This is a genomic window from Eubacterium limosum (assembly GCF_000807675.2).
GTDB classification, from domain to species: domain Bacteria; phylum Bacillota; class Clostridia; order Eubacteriales; family Eubacteriaceae; genus Eubacterium; species Eubacterium limosum.
Genome location: NZ_CP019962.1, coordinates 4,018,282 through 4,034,888 on the forward strand (window position 1 = coordinate 4,018,282; position 16,607 = coordinate 4,034,888).

General features: G+C 40.6%; 14 protein-coding genes and 1 pseudogene. 2 read left to right on the forward strand and 13 right to left on the reverse strand.

The features are described from left to right. Positions 1-22: 22 nt before the first annotated feature. Together B2M23_RS18925 and B2M23_RS18930 are read right to left on the reverse strand one after the other, a co-directional pair. Positions 23-1,474, reverse strand: coding sequence for a GntR family transcriptional regulator (locus tag B2M23_RS18925; protein WP_038351456.1), 1,452 nt, complete (start codon positions 1,472-1,474; stop codon positions 23-25). A 115-nt stretch (positions 1,475-1,589) separates the two neighbouring features. Beyond that, the gene (locus B2M23_RS18930; RefSeq protein WP_038351455.1) at positions 1,590-3,716 is read right to left on the reverse strand and encodes a diguanylate cyclase domain-containing protein; all 2,127 of its coding nucleotides are present in this window, start codon (positions 3,714-3,716) and stop codon (positions 1,590-1,592) included. Between the two features lie 423 nt (positions 3,717-4,139). Here B2M23_RS18930 and B2M23_RS18935 point away from each other — a divergent pair, with 423 nt between their 5' ends. Together B2M23_RS18935 and B2M23_RS18940 are read left to right on the forward strand one after the other, a co-directional pair. Beyond that, positions 4,140-4,688 carry a flavodoxin family protein gene (locus B2M23_RS18935; RefSeq protein ID WP_038351454.1) on the forward strand — a complete coding sequence of 183 codons (549 nt, stop codon included), beginning with the start codon at positions 4,140-4,142 and terminating at the stop codon, positions 4,686-4,688. 80 nt (positions 4,689-4,768) lie between these two features. After that, positions 4,769-5,560 carry a GNAT family N-acetyltransferase gene (locus B2M23_RS18940; RefSeq protein ID WP_052237132.1) on the forward strand — a complete coding sequence of 264 codons (792 nt, stop codon included), beginning with the start codon at positions 4,769-4,771 and terminating at the stop codon, positions 5,558-5,560. Between the two features lie 21 nt (positions 5,561-5,581). Here the strand turns inward: B2M23_RS18940 and B2M23_RS18945 are convergent, their stop codons facing one another. The 11 genes and pseudogenes from B2M23_RS18945 to B2M23_RS18995 all read right to left on the reverse strand — a co-directional run bounded on the left by B2M23_RS18945 (position 5,582) and on the right by B2M23_RS18995 (position 16,577). Then, a complete protein-coding gene (locus B2M23_RS18945; RefSeq protein ID WP_038351452.1) occupies positions 5,582-7,144 on the reverse strand; it encodes a BCCT family transporter in 1,563 nt (520 codons plus the stop codon). 55 nt (positions 7,145-7,199) lie between these two features. Continuing rightward, positions 7,200-8,441: an MFS transporter gene (locus B2M23_RS18950; RefSeq protein WP_038351772.1), complete on the reverse strand. Its 1,242-nt coding sequence runs from the start codon at positions 8,439-8,441 to the stop codon at positions 7,200-7,202. Between the two features lie 11 nt (positions 8,442-8,452). Then, a complete protein-coding gene (locus B2M23_RS18955) occupies positions 8,453-9,868 on the reverse strand; it encodes a trimethylamine methyltransferase family protein (protein WP_038351451.1) in 1,416 nt (471 codons plus the stop codon). A gap of 19 nt (positions 9,869-9,887) precedes the next feature. After that, positions 9,888-11,324: a trimethylamine methyltransferase family protein gene (locus B2M23_RS18960; RefSeq protein WP_038351450.1), complete on the reverse strand. Its 1,437-nt coding sequence runs from the start codon at positions 11,322-11,324 to the stop codon at positions 9,888-9,890. Positions 11,325-11,531: 207 nt separating this feature from the next. Further along, positions 11,532-12,224 (reverse strand): GntR family transcriptional regulator, encoded by a 693-nt coding sequence (locus B2M23_RS18965; protein WP_242945912.1) that lies wholly within the window; start codon positions 12,222-12,224, stop codon positions 11,532-11,534. A gap of 2 nt (positions 12,225-12,226) precedes the next feature. Further along, a complete protein-coding gene (locus B2M23_RS18970) occupies positions 12,227-12,928 on the reverse strand; it encodes a GntR family transcriptional regulator (RefSeq protein ID WP_038351449.1) in 702 nt (233 codons plus the stop codon). Then, positions 12,921-13,562, reverse strand: coding sequence for a cobalamin B12-binding domain-containing protein (locus B2M23_RS18975; RefSeq protein WP_038351448.1), 642 nt, complete (start codon positions 13,560-13,562; stop codon positions 12,921-12,923). The genes B2M23_RS18970 and B2M23_RS18975 overlap by 8 nt, the downstream gene beginning before the upstream one ends. Positions 13,563-13,672: 110 nt before the next feature. Continuing rightward, on the reverse strand, positions 13,673-14,065 hold the full coding sequence (locus tag B2M23_RS18980) for a pyridoxamine 5'-phosphate oxidase family protein (protein WP_038351447.1): 393 nt from the start codon (positions 14,063-14,065) through the stop codon (positions 13,673-13,675). A gap of 208 nt (positions 14,066-14,273) precedes the next feature. Continuing rightward, a pseudogene (gene tnpA, locus B2M23_RS18985) lies at positions 14,274-14,740 on the reverse strand (IS200/IS605 family transposase). 177 nt (positions 14,741-14,917) lie between these two features. Continuing rightward, entirely contained in the window at positions 14,918-15,193 is a 276-nt protein-coding gene (locus B2M23_RS18990) for an HPr family phosphocarrier protein (protein WP_038351446.1), read from the reverse strand. Between the two features lie 82 nt (positions 15,194-15,275). Continuing rightward, positions 15,276-16,577 (reverse strand): NAD(P)H-dependent oxidoreductase, encoded by a 1,302-nt coding sequence (locus B2M23_RS18995; RefSeq protein ID WP_038351445.1) that lies wholly within the window; start codon positions 16,575-16,577, stop codon positions 15,276-15,278. Positions 16,578-16,607: the final 30 nt, after the last annotated feature.

Sequence of the window (16,607 nt, forward strand, 5' to 3'; positions counted from 1 at the left end):
GATACCGTAAATCCCTTTTCTCCTATCTGAAAACAAGTGGAACAGTAACCGAGGCTGCTTGTTCAACTCCAATTTCACATAGTGTCTCCCGGGTTGAACAGAAGCTTCTGTAGAACAAATTAAAAAGCGTTTTGGAAAACAAGGCTGCGTCCTTATTATCCAGACTGTTCTCAAACTGTTCAGCCATTGCCGGCCACCACGCAATGCCTTCATCTCCGGTGCTCTCCAGCCGCAGGACGCTGCCCTTTAATGTCATGAGCGTCAGCTTACTGTATATCTCCCTCATAGCCGCAAATGGCGCACAGTGGACAATGGCCTGTAAACAGGCCGCAAAGGTCTGTACCTTTGACCGCTCATCACCTTTTAATTTTAAGGCTTCTCTGATTTTCTTAATGGCCACCTCATTAAAGAATGGAAAGGTATAAAATACGACTGATTCACCGGTGATGGCTAAAATCTGCAGGGCTTCTAAAAACTGAATCAGATTTCTGTCCATTGTCATATCCTTCATTTTATATAAGATCGTTTGGTCGCCCGGGTAAACCACTTTTGTCCCAATGCCATTGATGTTTTTAGCTACGCCCAGTTCATTTAAAATATTAATGGTTCGGCGCATGGTAATGGGGGATACATGATAAATATCCGCCAACAGTCTGCCCTGCGGCAAATAGCTATCCACCGGATATACGCCTTGGTTAATTTTACAGATCAGATCAATTGCGATATCATCACAGTATCGCTTGCGGCCTTTTTGAGGTTCCCAGGAAAAAACTTCAGCCTCTTTCTGCTGGAAAGCTTTTTTCTGATCAAAATCAAAAAATCCTTTGAAATACCGGCTTAATTCTAAAAGTTGCTGAAAGCTGTTTTTATATTCCTGTTTTTTAATACAGCGGATAGCATTAAGTAAATAATTCCTCACTTTTTCCAGAGCCATATCGCCCTGTCCATCATTAACATATTTCATCCGATCCACGAGAGCAGTTCCCACAAAAGCATCAATATCTGTAAATAAATACATCAACATTTGATTTTTCATAGGCTTTAAAGATCCTTCAAATCCCTTATACAGACTAAACAACAGCGGTTCCTGATCACTGGCAAGCAACTGTTCCAGTTCAGCAAGCTGTTCCTTGTCCATTAGACTTAATCCCTGTAGCCTGAATAAGGGAGAAAAGTGGCATAGGCTTTCATAAAGGTCCTTTAGCACCTCTCTGCGCTCTTCAAAGTCCAGCGCTTCTTCAATCTTTTCATCTGGCTGCCATATTATTTCTGCTGTTCTTCCCTTGCTTAACCGAACATATCCATCCCTTTCCAATGTTTTCAGGGCTATCTGAGCCGGACAGTAGGAAACGTTAAAATGATCGGCGATCTCCTTAACCGTTGGAAAACGGTCACCGCTCTTATAGTTGCCCATTTTAATCTGCCTTAAAAGAAAATGATATATCATTTGCTGTTGACTTTTTTCTGCTGCCATAAAACTCCTCCTTTTTTTCATTCTAACATACTTTATTTTCAAAATCCAGCAATCTCATAGAATCAAAAGCATCAAAAAAGAACGGTTAACCGTTCTTTTTTGATTTCCTTCTCTCTTATGCATCTACTTCTGATAAAACAGAATGAAAATGGATCTGGCGAATCTCGTCACGATAAAATGCATAATCATTTTTATGCTCTTTTTTGATATAATATAGCGCCTGATCCGCTTTACCGAGCAATTCATCATAGGTCTTTCCATCTCTTGGAAAACATGCGATTCCAATACTCCCGGAAATAGTGCATTCAACATCATCTTCCTCATAGTATTTTCTCAAAGCACGGCAGAAAGCATCGGCTCTTTTTTCCAGTACGCTTTCATCCCCGTAATTCTCCATGAAAACCACAAATTCATCTCCACCGATGCGACCTATTGTATCTGTCTCCCTTACTCTCTCCCGAATTTCTCTGCTGATCTCCTTCAATACCCCATCACCATATAAATGTCCAAAATTATCATTTACAGACTTAAAATTATCCAGATCTATAATCATAACCGCCGCATTTTTCAACGCCGAATCCGCCAGAACGGCATAAATATGCTCATTTAGAGCATTTCGATTAAAAAGCCCTGTCAATGGGTCAGTATTTGCCTGCTGATATAATAGATCACTACGTTTTTTGCGCTCATGTATGTTTGTAATCTTACCCAAAATACTGATACAACGCCCCATATCACTGTCAAAAATAGCGTTGGCATACAGTTCATACCATTCATAGCTGTTATCTTTCAGTTTAAGCCGCAGCTCTTGCCGAAAAAAAGGCTGTTCTGGTGTTATTTTTTTAATGCTGTCGATCAATTCTTTAAGCTGTTTCTGCTCTATAAATCCACTTTCCTGTATCCGTTTTATAAAATGCTCAATTTGGGTATCCATACCAAAAATATCACCGGCCTTTTCTGAAAATTCGATACGATCATTTAAAAGATTATAATCAAAAATAATCTCACCTGACATTTCAGACAAAACCCGGTATTTTTCCTGTTCAACTTCTAAAAGCCACATTACACGTTCAGAAATGGTATCCATCTCTTCAATATCCGTCAGTCTGAGCGGCTTGAGATGAGAGGAGGGACGATAAGGTACCAGCCGCTCTCCTTCGGCTTTCTCTCTATTTTCATCCAGATTATCTCGAATATGTTCAACACATTCCTTAAAACACATTATCAGCTTAGGGTTAAAGACACCGCACTCTCCGTTTAAAATCATCGTCACCGCCTGCTCATGGCTGTAAGGTGGTTTATAAACCCTTTCACTGGTCAGGGCATCATAAACATCCGCCAATGAAACAATCTGTGCCCATATGGGTATTTTGTCTTCTCTAAGGCCTTCAGGATACCCTTTACCATCCCATCTTTCATGATGGTAACGACAGATTTCATAGCACAGCTTAAAATAATCCTCATCCTGAGTATAGTCCAGCGTTTCGAGAATCTCACACCCCCTTATGGTATGGGTCTTCATTACTTCAAATTCTTTATCAGTCAATTTGCCGGGTTTTAGAAGTACAGAATCTGGTATTGCAATTTTTCCGATATCGTGCATCGTCGCTGCGCTGGCTATGGCTTCTACCATCGCTGGCTGCATATCATACTCTGGATACTGGTGGACCAAATTATTGGTTAAATACCGCGTAAGGCCACGAATACGCCGGATATGCTGTCCAGATTCGCCACTCCTGAACTCAATAACTGTGCTTAAAGCATCAATGACAAAGCTGTTGGCCTGATTCAAACGTGCTTCCTGTTCCTCCATGGTTGTAATCTGCTTTTTAATCATGGTTTCAAGATCAAATTTATGCGCATAAAGCTCAATGACGTTTTCTACACGCCGCCTTACAATTTCTGGATTAAAGGGTTTCTTAACCATATCAGAAACTCCCAGATTATAGCACCGCAATGCCGCTTTTTCCGAGGAATCCGAAGTAATGATAATCACCGGTATCTGCTTCAGCCATCCATTTCCAGCCATCGCCTGTAAAACCTCATAGCCATCCATTTCCGGCATGATGATATCTAAAAGCACCATTTTAATGGCACGGCCATGTACAGCAATGGCGTCCAGCACCCTCTTCCCGTTTTCGACCTCTATTATCCGGTAGTTTTTATTGAAAATCTCAGCAATAATCGCTCTGTTCAGCTCAATATCATCTGCTATTAAAATAATTTTTTCATTATCGTTCAAGGTGTTCTCCTCCGTTCAGCACATGGCGCCTTTTCTGCATTCACTTTAACACCTCTGAAAGCTGGTTCATGTTTCCGGCCTGCTCATATAAGCATCCATACCGGTTAAAGTGTCTTAAATCATCCTTTGACAAGTATACTATCCTCAGCCGTATGATCTGCTTTGTATTTTTTACAACATCTTTTAATTTCCATTTTCCATAGCAAATAATCCAACTACACTTGTTCAGTTTATATTTTATTATAAGTTATATTATTATGAAACACAAGTGGTTTTGATATGTATCGTGTTTGTAAGTAACACTTTTATCGTCTCTGAAGGCTTTAAAATTCACTCTATAATTTATTACGTTTTCATTGCTTTTACCAGCGTACTGGATTATAATTTTACTCAATGGTTGTTCACGTTATCAGGAGGTTAAACATGAAAGTTTTAATTATTTCGTCCAGTCCCAGAAAAGGCGGTAACAGCGAACTGCTGGCTCGCGCCTTTGCACAGGGACTTCAGCAAAATGGCCATGTGGTTACAATGATTTCCGCTGGTCATATGAAAATAAACGGATGTCTGGCTTGCGATCAATGCTATGCCGAGCCTGAGGCACCCTGTATTCAAAAAGATGATTTTTGGAAAATTTACCCAATGCTTCTGGCTGCAGACATGGTTGTGCTGGTATCCCCGCTGTATTTTTTTAATATGACGACCCAGCTAAAGGCTGTCATCGACCGAATGTACGCTTTTTGCAGGAGTAATCAGCCGATGCCCCTGGCAGGTAAAAAATCTGTCCTGATGATGACTGGCGCCAGCAGTGATCTGAAGGATTTTCTTCCCGCTATTGACAGTTACAAGTTAACCGCAGATTATTTGAAATGGGAGGATAAAGGTATCTTTATCGCTTCTGATGTCTGGAAAAAGGATGATATTTTGAAAAGCGGCTGGCTGGAACAGGTTCTGGCGTTTGGGCAGAGCCTTTAAAAAAACAATTTTGTTACTACAAAGCCGGGAGATTCCTCTCCTGGCTGATTTTTTAATTTTGCATTATCAGGAGGATAGCTTTGTACACAATTTCGAAAAAAAATCTGTGGTGTGTCGCCCCATTATTCGAAGGCTGGAGTGAAACACCTGTATGGTCCTGTCTTCAAGGCCATCTTGGTCAGGCTTTTGCAGATGATCCACATAACCCCCAGTCGGCTCAGATATCAATCGGTGATTTCTGTTTTTTTGCCGGTATACCCAATCCAGAGCTCATTAGAAACATTCCCGATCCCAGCAAAGTTCCTGTTATTACTTTAGTCGCACGCCAGGAAAACTGGCATCCATTAATCGAATCTATCTATAATAGGCAATATAAAAAATTTACGCGCTATGCCTTAAAAAAAGAACCCGAAGCTTTCGATTTAGAACAGCTGCGGGCTAATCTTGCAATGCTTCCCCAGGACTGCGAAATTTATCAAATTGACGATTTGCTTTATAACGCTCTGCAAAACGAGGATTGGTCTAAGGATTTATGCTCTCAGTTTAAAAATGCTCAGGACTATACACAAAACGGCCTTGGCTTTGTTATCATAAAAAACCATGAAATCATTGCTGGTGCTTCCTCCTATACTTATTACAACGACGGTATCGAAATCCAAATCGATACCAAGCAGCCTTACCGAAGACAGGGCCTGGCGCGAATTGTAGGCTCACGCCTTATATTAGAATGTCTGCAAGAAAACCTCTATCCAAGCTGGGATGCCGTCAGCCCGGAATCCCTGCACCTTGCCGAGAGTCTTGGGTATTGTCTGGAAACACCCTATACGGCTTATGCTGTGGGGGATATGACATTCTTATCCGCACCACGTTAAAAAACAGGTTCATCGTACAAATCAATTCGTTTTATGCTTTTCATCAATTGTATTGTTTTTATCAACGAGATTATATCTCTCTGGATGTATCGAAATGATTATTGCACTGATGACCACAAGAATAATCAAAAACATGGCTGGAAGGCCTCCAATATTCGAGAGCATCTTAATACCAGTAATGCCTTCTCCCACCGACATCATAATCCAGGTCACCACCGCTACAATAACACCCCAAACCGCAATCAAATAGGTTGGTGGCTCCGGCGAATCCGGTGCGATTCCCTTACTGCAAATGCCTGCAATGGCCATTGTGGTAGAATCGGCTGCGGTTACAAATGAAATCAAAACCGCTACCAAATACAATGGAATAAAAATCTGGCTTAAAGGCAAATTTTTAAACAACTGATAAATTACATTTTCATACCCGGCATTATATGCATCAATAAGGCCCGAATCAGGGTTATTCATCAGCTGATTGACCGTTGCTCCAGAGATAATCATAAACCATACAATACTAAATAAAGCGGTTACAAAAAGGTTCATTGCGATCACATCCTTTACCCGGCGTCCATAGCTGATTCTTCCCAGAAATACCGCGGTCACTGGCGCCCATGCCATCCAGTTCCCCAAATAAAACATCGTCCAATTTTTGGCCCAGGGATCGCCCTCGGCCGTTCCGGTAAACAGTGTACCGCTGAAAAAGGTTGCAATAAACTGTCCTATGCTTTCAATACCAAAACTGAAAATAAAAACGGTCCCCCCAAACAGAAGTATAAACCCCAGTATGACAATATACATTGCCACATTTATATTCGACAGGTATTTTATACCGCGAGTGATCCCCGTAACTGCAGCAATAACGGTCATGCCTCCAATCACAAGAATGATGATTCCCCACACCATCACATTTGAGTCGACACCCATCAGCTTACTGAGTCCACCGTTAATACTGAGCACGCCTGAAGCCAGAGAGGCGGCAAGACCGGTGACCAACGCAAAAACACAGATAAAATCCACCGCTTTGCTCACTCCGCTTCTTCCTTTTTCCGGAATAAGCGGGGCAATGACAGAGCCCAAAGAGAAAGGCTGCCGCATATTATAATAAACAAACGCAAAAACAACCGCTAAAATTGTATAGAGTCCATAGGGCAGAACAGTCCAATGTCTGAAAACTGCTGCCATGGCAAATAACGACGCCTCTGAAGACAGAGCCTCAATGCCGCTTGATACCGGAGGATTAAGAATATGCTGTACGGGTTCAGCCGCTCCCCAAAATACAATGCCCGAAGCCACAGTGGTACAAAGCGTAATACTGAACCAATTCCAAACAGACATCATTGGTTTGGCCTCTTTTCCACCTATGACTATTTTTCCAAAGGGTGAAAAATACAAGCCAATACATACCAGAAAAACGACCAAAGCGGTCAGTAAAAACAACCATCCGAATTCGTCCAATATCCACGCATACAGTGTGCCGGTTAAACTTACAAACGCCGCATTGTCTAAGAAAGCTAATAAAATACAGGTACAGAAAAGCAACACAGCCGGTAAAAAAACCATTAAATTAATCTTTTGATGCTTCATTGTTTTCTCCTAAAGAAAAAAGCGGCCAAATAGTTGGGCCGCTTTTTTAATTTCATTATTTTTCATGAATCAGCTTGTCTTTTTTTCCTCTTTTATAGATAACAAGTGCCAAAACAATTGCAATAACACCCCAAATTGCAATCCAGGCAAAAATCATATTAAAACCTGTTACAGGGTCTTTATCAAGCCATGATCCCATTAGAGAGGTAATAAAAGCGTCTGGAATAAAACCAATAAACGATACAATACCACTGGCAATACCCGTCATGGCCACAGGGATACCGCTTTCTCCCATAATGGAAAAATAGACGGATTTCATCATAAAATACATTAATGATAAAATCATAGTGACAATGATTGCTATAGTAACGAGATTAGACAAAAATGGTGTTGCGACAGCACAAACGATAATCGCGATCAAAACATAGACCAGAAAGATCAATCGTGATTTAAACTTGTCTGCGATAATTCCAGCCCCAATGCCTGCCACAACCGTTAAGACATAGCTGCGGATAATCGCCAGACTGCTTGATACAGAGGCTGAGACTCCTAAAATTTGTGTGGTATACGTTCCCAGGTAATTAATGCCCGCAGCGATAATGGAATAACAGCTGAAAATAAAAAGTCCCATCAACCAGACACCTGGCAGCTTCAAAGCTTTCAGGATACTCCCCTTTTCCTTTTTATCTTCGGTCTCTTTTACATCGCGTGAAACATTCTTAGGCAGAAAAATGATGGCTAAAGCTGCAAAAATAATATAAACAACTGCCCCGATAATCAAAATAGCCCTAAAACCGCCGACGGCATCGGCAAAAAGACTGAGTATCCAGACAAATACAAAGCCAGTTACTGTAGAGACGATACCGCGCATTGCTTCGCTGATCCCAAAAAGCTTTCCTTGTTCCTCCTCAGTTCCGAGATTCCTTAATACAGCAATGTATGGTGACCACAGTGTTGCAGTTGTAAAAAAAGCAAACAATACATAGATAACAAGCAATGCACCATAACTTGGAAAACTTGCCTGCCAGAAGGTCATCGCGGCTGTTCCGACAAAAGACGCCGCCAATAAAAGTTTAGGACTAAACTTTTCTGCCAAAAAACCGCTAATTGGATAACAAAACAACGCAACAAGTCCGTAGACCGCACCTAAATTGCCAAGCTCCATATTGGTAAGCTGAAACGCGGCAATTGTTTGATCATAAAACGTAAAACGAATGTATGGAATAAAGTAAATGATCCCGACCATAAAACTGATCAGTACAACCAGAAAATTCCTCTTCCCTTTTGATAATTCCATGATTTTCTCCTCTAAATTTTTATATTCTGAAATTGAGTCATACAACGGTCCTCATCTCTCAGGTACTTGTCCAAAAGTATTCTTTTTTCTCTCGTAACCTCTGGTGGGACATAGGTATTCAATCTTTTTTGAACGGCTTTCCCCACATAACCGATCAAATCCTGTTCACTCTCGGAACGCCAATTTCCAAGTGATTCTTTATTTAGATAACGGCTGTCATAAAATTCTTTTTTAATAACTTTAAGCATATGGGTGTTAAAGTAACTTCCTCTGGGGCCTGCATTCTTTATAGCATCATAACAGCTTGTCTCCTCTGAGCAATCTATTCCACGGTACAACCGCGCCAGCATTTCAATAATTTCTTCATCGATCAGATACTTTTCAAGACAAAATATTTTCTCATGATCAAGACTGCCCAATGAAAAGCTCATCATATCGCATTGAAGATCGTCAAACACCTCCCGGTAATGCGCCATGGCTTCAATACCAGCAGCAGCATCCAGCTCCTGTCCTCTAAAAGGAAGATTATCCATCATAAACGGCACTTGATAATACCTCCACACTTGCGCCGCCAGCCTTAAAACATTTTTGCTCGCAATGTTTACGGCCCTCTTACCATTATGACTACAGGATATCTGATTAGATACTGTAAAGATCACGGCATGCCCTGCAAAAAGCTTTTGGATAATACAGCAGTAACCCAAAGCTGCAGCGTTGACCCGAACACAAAGGGCTTCTTCCGTTAGCAATTCATTCTCTTTTACAGTGCTATGAATTCTCAATAAAACTGCCTGGTGAAACCCGGTTACACACTCCAAACACTCCATCTGCTTCCATGTAACAGCGCTGTCGTCATATACCTCCAATGGAACAGCTAGCTGGTACACATTTTTTTGTTCAAAATAATCGCCGATGAGTTTGAGTGATTCATACAAATCCGTTTTATTATCACATCTTCCTGGAAAAACAACCAAGGGTTTATTACTGTATTTAAGTAAAAAAGCTACTTGTTCGGTCTGTTTCCAATGACTGGAAAACCAGGGATAATACGTTGAAAAGTTAATAATGCGGCTGGTATCGATCAGCTTAAAAATATCAATACCATCTGTTTTATAAAAAGTATGTGCGTTGTTGTTTTTTAAGAATAATTTTGGTGTACCTGTAAATCCATAATAGCTTTTTGATCTTCCAATAGCTAAATCAGACACATCTGTTTTCAGCTGGATCATCGAAGGGCATAATTTGAGAGCATGCTCGATTTCATAATCCTTAAATTTTATTCTTCCTTTCTCTATCGTAAACCCTCTTTTCCTAAACCAGTCTGCCAGTTTTGTATCTTCTAACAACAGACCGTTTTTCTTTAAAAGGGCTTTTGATTGTTCATGAAGGTTCCCATTTTTTTCAAAGTAATTTTTTTCAGCGCACATACTTAACCTCTTTGTCCTGTTAAATTCTTTCCTTATAAGCTTCTGGCAGATATGGCATTAAAAGCTCATTTTGTTCTCTGGTGATCACCGGCGGCATGTAGCCGGAGATACGGCTTCTAACAGCTTCTTCAAGAGTATCACGCAGCGGTGTCCCTCCCTGTGCCTGCCATTGATTGGGGTCATCCTTATTCAGATATTTAGGTAAAATAAACTCTTCCCGATACATTTTTGGTGTTCTGCCAGTTACGAAGGTTCCACGAGGTCCGGCTTTTTGAAGATCTTTGAAGCAAAGTTTCTTTTCAGTGGTATCCACTCCTTTTATTAGGCGTCTGACATAATTCCAAATCTCCTCATCTACCAGAAATTTTTCAAAGCTGATGACATTGAATGATCCAATGGTACCACAGCTATGCATGACCAAATCAGGATTGCACTCTTCTGTTGTCTGAATCATCAGCATCGATTCTAAACCCGCCTGCATGTCCATATCCTTAGCATCACTCAAGCCGCCACCAGTTCTAAATGGCAGATTGTAATATTCAGCAAGTCCTGCTGTAGCATAACTGACAAGCGCTGTCTCTGGTGCCCCAATACTCAACTGAATGGTACGAAGGTTTGTCGAGCCTGAAGTATTTCCATATAAAACTGGCGTTCCAGGATTAATGAGCTGTATAAGCGTCAATCCTGCTAAAATCTCGGCGTTTGTCTGTGCAATCATTGAAGCGACCGATGCCGGCGCAGTCATCATCGGCATAGCGCATGGACAAATCCAGATTGGCTGGTTTTCTGCACAGATGCCCAATAGCTTTTCTATGGGATCATGATCATATGTTAACGGCGAAATCGGGTTAATATCGCCAAGGGCTACATACCCGTCAATGCCATAAAATCGCTTGACAAGCTGGTAGCCCTCCTGGGTAACCTCGCGAACCGAACGGTTCTCAGGCATGTGGAAGGTATCTACCTTTAACATAATATTGCGCTGATTGCAATACTTCAGAGACATAGCAATCAAATAAAACATTTTTTGCTCTGTTGTGAATCCTTTTAAATCTGGAAGATAATTTAGATAACCGACGTTGACGACTGGGCTGGTATCCGCAAGTTTGAATTGATTAATAGTGTCTTTATTATCCATCTTGCGTATTTTACCTTTTTCTGAAATATAAATATTTCCCATTGCCGGCATGCATACCTTCGATCCCCCGCCCAGATTGATGGTCTTGCCATCGCCTATGTTTACTTCAAAGCTTTCCGGCACCTTTTTTAAAGCTTTGTTTAACAGGGCTTCGTCAATAAAAACAATATCTCCATCAACCTTTGCGCCATGCTTTTTAAAAAGTTCAATAGCTGTTTCATGTTCAAATTTAACTCCAATTTCACTTAAAATTTTTATACTTTCTTCGTGAATCGTTTGAATATCTTTCTTAGAAATAAATCGTTCGTATGGTTTCATAATCTCCCCCTTGACAACTATTATGATTGATTTGTCAAAGAGCCCTCCTTTAAAAATAAAATCATCATCTAAAACATCGCGATATTAAGTTGTACATGTAGCACATAGATGGCCTTGAAAAAATAAACACAATAATTCGTGTTTATTTTTCTTTATGTTGTACATATTACACATAGAATATATCAGGATTTAGTATTTCTGTCAACCCTATTTTTCATGAATCTGTAGTTTTAAATCGTGGTTTGCGACATAAATTTCGCTCAAACCCACAAACGACTTCTTTTCAGTGTAATATTCACGCCTGATTTTATAAAGAATACTCTCTTCTGCCAAAATCATAGCTTGGCGAATTTTCTCTTCGCCCATCTCGATTCTCAATGCAAGTTGTTTATAAATTGCAGGGCTGTCCATCACAAGATCCATTTCACCAATCCATTTTTCAGCATTAATACTTTCCAGACACATATGAGCATTGTACAAAATATAATCCACTTTATACAATACTGGAAAGGCTCCCGCCCTATAAATACGATGGCACTCAATATATTTTTTATGGTAGAATCTCGGGTCCCTTACTTCTTTATTATCTGGTCCTTTTTTAAATATTACCAGATTAGAATCTGTAACTGGCTCTTTTAAATTGCTAAATTCATTAAATTTAAGAATAAAGCGTTTTTCTTCAATAGAACTTACAAAAACACCAACGCGTTTTTTGCTGTAGATATAGCCTTCTTTTTTCAAAATATCCAGACTTTTTCGAATCGTAGAATCGCTGGCATTATATTCACTGCATAGCTCAAGTACTGAAGGCAGACGCTGCTCAGGCTTAAAAATATTTTCTTCAATTTTTTCACGGATATCACTTGCAATAAGCTCATAGGCTGTAAAATGATTGTTCACTGTCAAACCGATACCCCTCTAATTTCACTTTCATTCCATTTTATATAAATTTTATTCCATCCCAGTGGAATTTTATCCCGGTCACAAATGATAATGTCCAAAACCATTAAAGGTTCTGGAGCTTCCATCTGCATAACGCTACATAAAAAATCATCCGCCATCATTGAAGACAGGTATATCTCCTCTGTCATTTCATATTGAGAAATTTTATTTTTCAAGATATCTCTCAAACTATTGTAATTCAGATTTTCTTCCTTCAGAGGTATCCCCAGAAAATACGGGATATTTTTAACATCAAAAGCCACAATCTGATCGCCTCTTTTTAGCTGGGACTGAATTCGCAAAACCTTATCTGTCGGTGCCACCTGCAAATTATAAACAAGGTAGACATCCGGCGAAAGAATGGTGGCTTCATATAACTCTGACTTATCAAATCCCTTGCAAATAACATCTTCAAGTCTAAAGTTAACCTCATAATTATCCTTGTTTAAAACATGTACAAAGGTCCCTTTGCCTGGCACTGTATATAAATAACCGTCCTCCACAAGCTCCATAATCGCTCTCCGGACGGTTCGCCGGCTTACACTGTACTCAGTGCACAGCTCTTTTTCGGAGGGGAGCAGCTCATTCGATTTATAGATATTACTTTGTATCTTCTGTTTGATATTCTCTATAATTTCCGTATACTTCGTATATTCACCCATCACTGTTCATCCATTTTTGACATATTTCGACACCTTGAATCGCATCGTCCGTAAAACCGTCTGCGCCTACTTCCTTACAGACAGCGGCATCCACTACACTACCGCCAATAATGATCTTCACCTGATCTCTCAGCCCTTCCTGTGTAATGGCGTCAATCGCCTTCCGAAGATGGCTGATCGCACCGGTAAGTACTGCGCTGATCCCGACAATGTCTGGGTTAAGCTCTTTTATCTTTTGACAGAAAATTTCAGGCTTTACATTGACACCAAGATCAACCACCTTAAACCCAGAAGTTGAGGCAACACTTTTAAACAGCGATTTTCCAATATCATGCATGTCACTCTCAATCGTTCCAATAACGATCATCCCATTTTTCAGCGCTGTTTTTTCAATGGATTTTGAAATATCAATACAGTCCATCTCCATTATCTGTTCATAGAGAATGCCCGCCATCATTAAATCCGATAAGGTATACTCTCCAGTCTCGTACTTTTTTCCGATAATATCTAAAGCCTTATTCAATGCTTCCACGACCTTTTTCTTTTCGATTCCTGCCTTTATCAGACGTTGTATGGTTATAATAACCTTATCTTCATCCAGCTCAACGAAAAAGGATACAAGTGCCTCTAACATTTTTAATCACCTCATCTTTATAGTTCATTATATCTTAGCAGCTTTTGAATGTAAATAAAGCAGCCGGAAAAATACAATAAAGCCCAGAACCGGTTCTGGGCTTTTGCTGATTAAAATGTAATGATCTCCGGTGCTTCCGTAAATGAGGAGAATGTCGCAGTAGCGTCTTTCAAGTAAAACACCTGGGTATTGTCATCAGTCGCTGAATACATATTCTGCAGCTCTGGATAACCGTCTAACATATGCTGTCTGGCCTCCACACGGTCATCTTCTACAGCAATCGCCTGTACCCTCAGCCATTTTTGACCGTCAAAAGCACAGATCTCTATTTTGGGATTTTTCAATATCTGCTTTGAAACGTCCTTTACTTTTCCTGTCTGAATATAGAGCTTGTCCTCAAAAAGATCAATCGTCCCAAACAGGCGAACCCTTGGCTGGTCACCATCTGTTGTAGCCAGATAGTAGGTGTTACACTTTTTCAAAAAATCAAAAACTTTCTGCATGATCCTTCACCCTTTCGAATTTAATATTGTATTTTTAATTATATCACATATCCTAAAATTGACCTAAAAAATCATGACCACCAGTTAAACTGGTGGTTTGAACGGGCCCTAAAAGGGCCTATTACTTGTGGTGGCCCCCTTAAGGGGGCATCGAATCGCCTGACAACCACATTTTTATTACCCGCTGCCCCCTACTCGGGGGCTTTTTCTATTTGCTTTTCTTCTTTCCCGTAAATGGATCGATATATTCTTTTATACTGATTTGATCATTCATAATGTCTTCTTCTAGTTGATTGTGGATATATTCTTTGATCATTTTTTCGTTCTTTCCAACACTATCAATATAATATCCTCTTGCCCAAAAATGCCGGTTCCCATACTTATATTTTAAGTTTGCATGACGATCAAATATCATCAACGCGCTTTTACTTTTGAGTTTCCCCATAAATTTTGAGATACTCAAATGCGGTGGAATCGCTACCAACATATGGATATGGTCCGGACATGCCTCCGCTTCAATAAGCTCTACTTTTGTTGTTCACATAACATTCTCAGGATTTTTCCGATATCCACTTTTAACTGATTGTAGATTTCTAATCTTCTATACTTCGGCGCAAACACGATATGATATTTGCATCGCCACTTAGAGTGTGATAAACTTTTTATGTCATCCATGACATAAACCTCCTATGTTTTTTGTGGTTGTCAGACCCACTTTACTTTAACATAGGAGGTTCTTTCTCTTTAAGTCTTTTTTGTTTACCACTCGTTGAACGAGTGGTTTTATCTTGCCTTTTCCGCGCCAAGAAAAAAGCCGTCAAACAAAACTTTCTGTTTAACGGCATTACTTGTTTATATTTCACCAAATCCGCCTCTGACTAATTCTGCCAGTGCTTCAACTGCTGCGTTTTCATCCTCGCCTTCTGCGCTGATTTCGATCTCGCAGCCTTTCGGCAGTCCCATGGCCATAACAGCGATCACAGACTTTCCATTTCCTTCTTTTTCGTTTGCTCCCAGACGTTTGAGCATAATTTTTGATTGATAGGTACCGGCAATCTTACAAAACTCTGCTGCAGGACGCGCATGCAGGCCGGTGGGGTTTACAACTGTCAGCTTTTGTGTATGCATTTTGCTTTCTCCTTTTTTAAAAAGTGCCCAGGCAGGTGTGAAGCACTTGCTGTCTCCATCCTGTCCGGGCAAGGGGTAAACGTTAGATAAATAATTCGTCCTGTAATTTGCGCAGTTGTACAATCAAGTTATCATTGTTCAGTACAACATCATCATAGGTAATCACTTCACCGGCCTTTTTATCATGGATCAGCTGTGTTTTCTTATCGACAAGCCCCATCGGCAACGCATTCTGTCTGTCGGCTTCTGAGGCAGCCATGAAGGTTCCCCGAATGGTATACCCGCCGATGCCATCCAGCATTTCTCCAGCTTTCATATCCTTTTTTGCAACAGCAATGGTTTCAGCCACACGGCCGCAGCGCGGTACAATCGTCGGTTCATGATCAATACAGGCCTTTGCCACAGACATTGGTGTTTCTAAAGAGGTTAAGTGATACGGACGGTACAGTGTATAATTTGGTCCAGGTCCCATACTCAGATAAGTCAGCTCTGCTGCGATATCTGGCTGATCTGTTCCGATAATTACAAACACACCAGGTGCCACGCCATTGATATATTCAATAACACCATAGTTATCTAATACACCACCACGCCCTTCACTCTTAAGACTTAATACATCGTTCAGGTGGGCAACATCGCTTTCTGCACCGTGTGCACCGGTAACATCCGGTACAAAGCCAGTGGCGTTAGCCATTGCAGTCATCTCGACCATAGTTTTTGTGCCATCCTTAAAGGCACAGATCATTTTCGGAGAAGCACCTTTTTCTCTTGCGATTTCTGCAACGGTTTCTGGTGTGCACTCCAGTGCCAGAGGATTGTTTTTACCTTTACCGACAACTTTGACATCAAATCCGAGGCCTTTTGCATAATCATACATTTCTACAACAGCACCCGGTTCATCCCCCGCGGAGCCTGTATAGACAACGCCTGCGTTGTTGGCCAGTTTATATAAGAGATGTCCGATACACACGTCAGTTTCAACATTTAACATACAGATATGTTTACCGGCGTTGATGGCGTCCATCGCGACCTTTGCACCAACTTCCGGTACACCCGTTGCGTCGACAGCACAATCAATAATGTCACATTTTGTTGCGATTTCATTGTTTTTTGTAACTATAAACTTGCCTTCTGCCAGAAGCTTATTCGCTTCTTCAACTGTTTCCGCTTCTACAAAATCTTCTCCTTCTTTATAACCGGAGTCCAGATACGCACGTTTTGCATTTTCAAGTACAACGTCAACCACAACTACCGGGTCCATCCCTTTCATAACGGTCATCTGAGCGGCCATACCGCATCCCATCTGGCCTGCGCCAACGATACTGGCCTTAATTGGTTTGCCTTCGTCTTCCAACTTCTGCAGCTTGTACATCATGTTAATCATTTTAAATACCTCTTTCTATATTAAAAATTT

Bases quoted from the DNA above. Each gene is read 5' to 3' on its own strand.
- B2M23_RS18925 (WP_038351456.1), bottom strand. From the start codon at position 1,474: ATGGCAGCAGAAAAAAGTCAACAGCAAATGATATATCATTTTCTTTTA.
- B2M23_RS18935 (WP_038351454.1), top strand. From the start codon at position 4,140: ATGAAAGTTTTAATTATTTCGTCCAGTCCCAGAAAAGGCGGTAACAGC.
- B2M23_RS18945 (WP_038351452.1), bottom strand. From the start codon at position 7,144: ATGAAGCATCAAAAGATTAATTTAATGGTTTTTTTACCGGCTGTGTTG.
- B2M23_RS18950 (WP_038351772.1), bottom strand. From the start codon at position 8,441: ATGGAATTATCAAAAGGGAAGAGGAATTTTCTGGTTGTACTGATCAGT.
- B2M23_RS18955 (WP_038351451.1), bottom strand. From the start codon at position 9,868: ATGTGCGCTGAAAAAAATTACTTTGAAAAAAATGGGAACCTTCATGAA.
- B2M23_RS18960 (WP_038351450.1), bottom strand. From the start codon at position 11,324: ATGAAACCATACGAACGATTTATTTCTAAGAAAGATATTCAAACGATT.
- B2M23_RS18970 (WP_038351449.1), bottom strand. From the start codon at position 12,928: ATGGGTGAATATACGAAGTATACGGAAATTATAGAGAATATCAAACAG.
- B2M23_RS18975 (WP_038351448.1), bottom strand. From the start codon at position 13,562: ATGTTAGAGGCACTTGTATCCTTTTTCGTTGAGCTGGATGAAGATAAG.
- B2M23_RS18980 (WP_038351447.1), bottom strand. From the start codon at position 14,065: ATGCAGAAAGTTTTTGATTTTTTGAAAAAGTGTAACACCTACTATCTG.
- B2M23_RS18990 (WP_038351446.1), bottom strand. From the start codon at position 15,193: ATGCATACACAAAAGCTGACAGTTGTAAACCCCACCGGCCTGCATGCG.
- B2M23_RS18995 (WP_038351445.1), bottom strand. From the start codon at position 16,577: ATGATTAACATGATGTACAAGCTGCAGAAGTTGGAAGACGAAGGCAAA.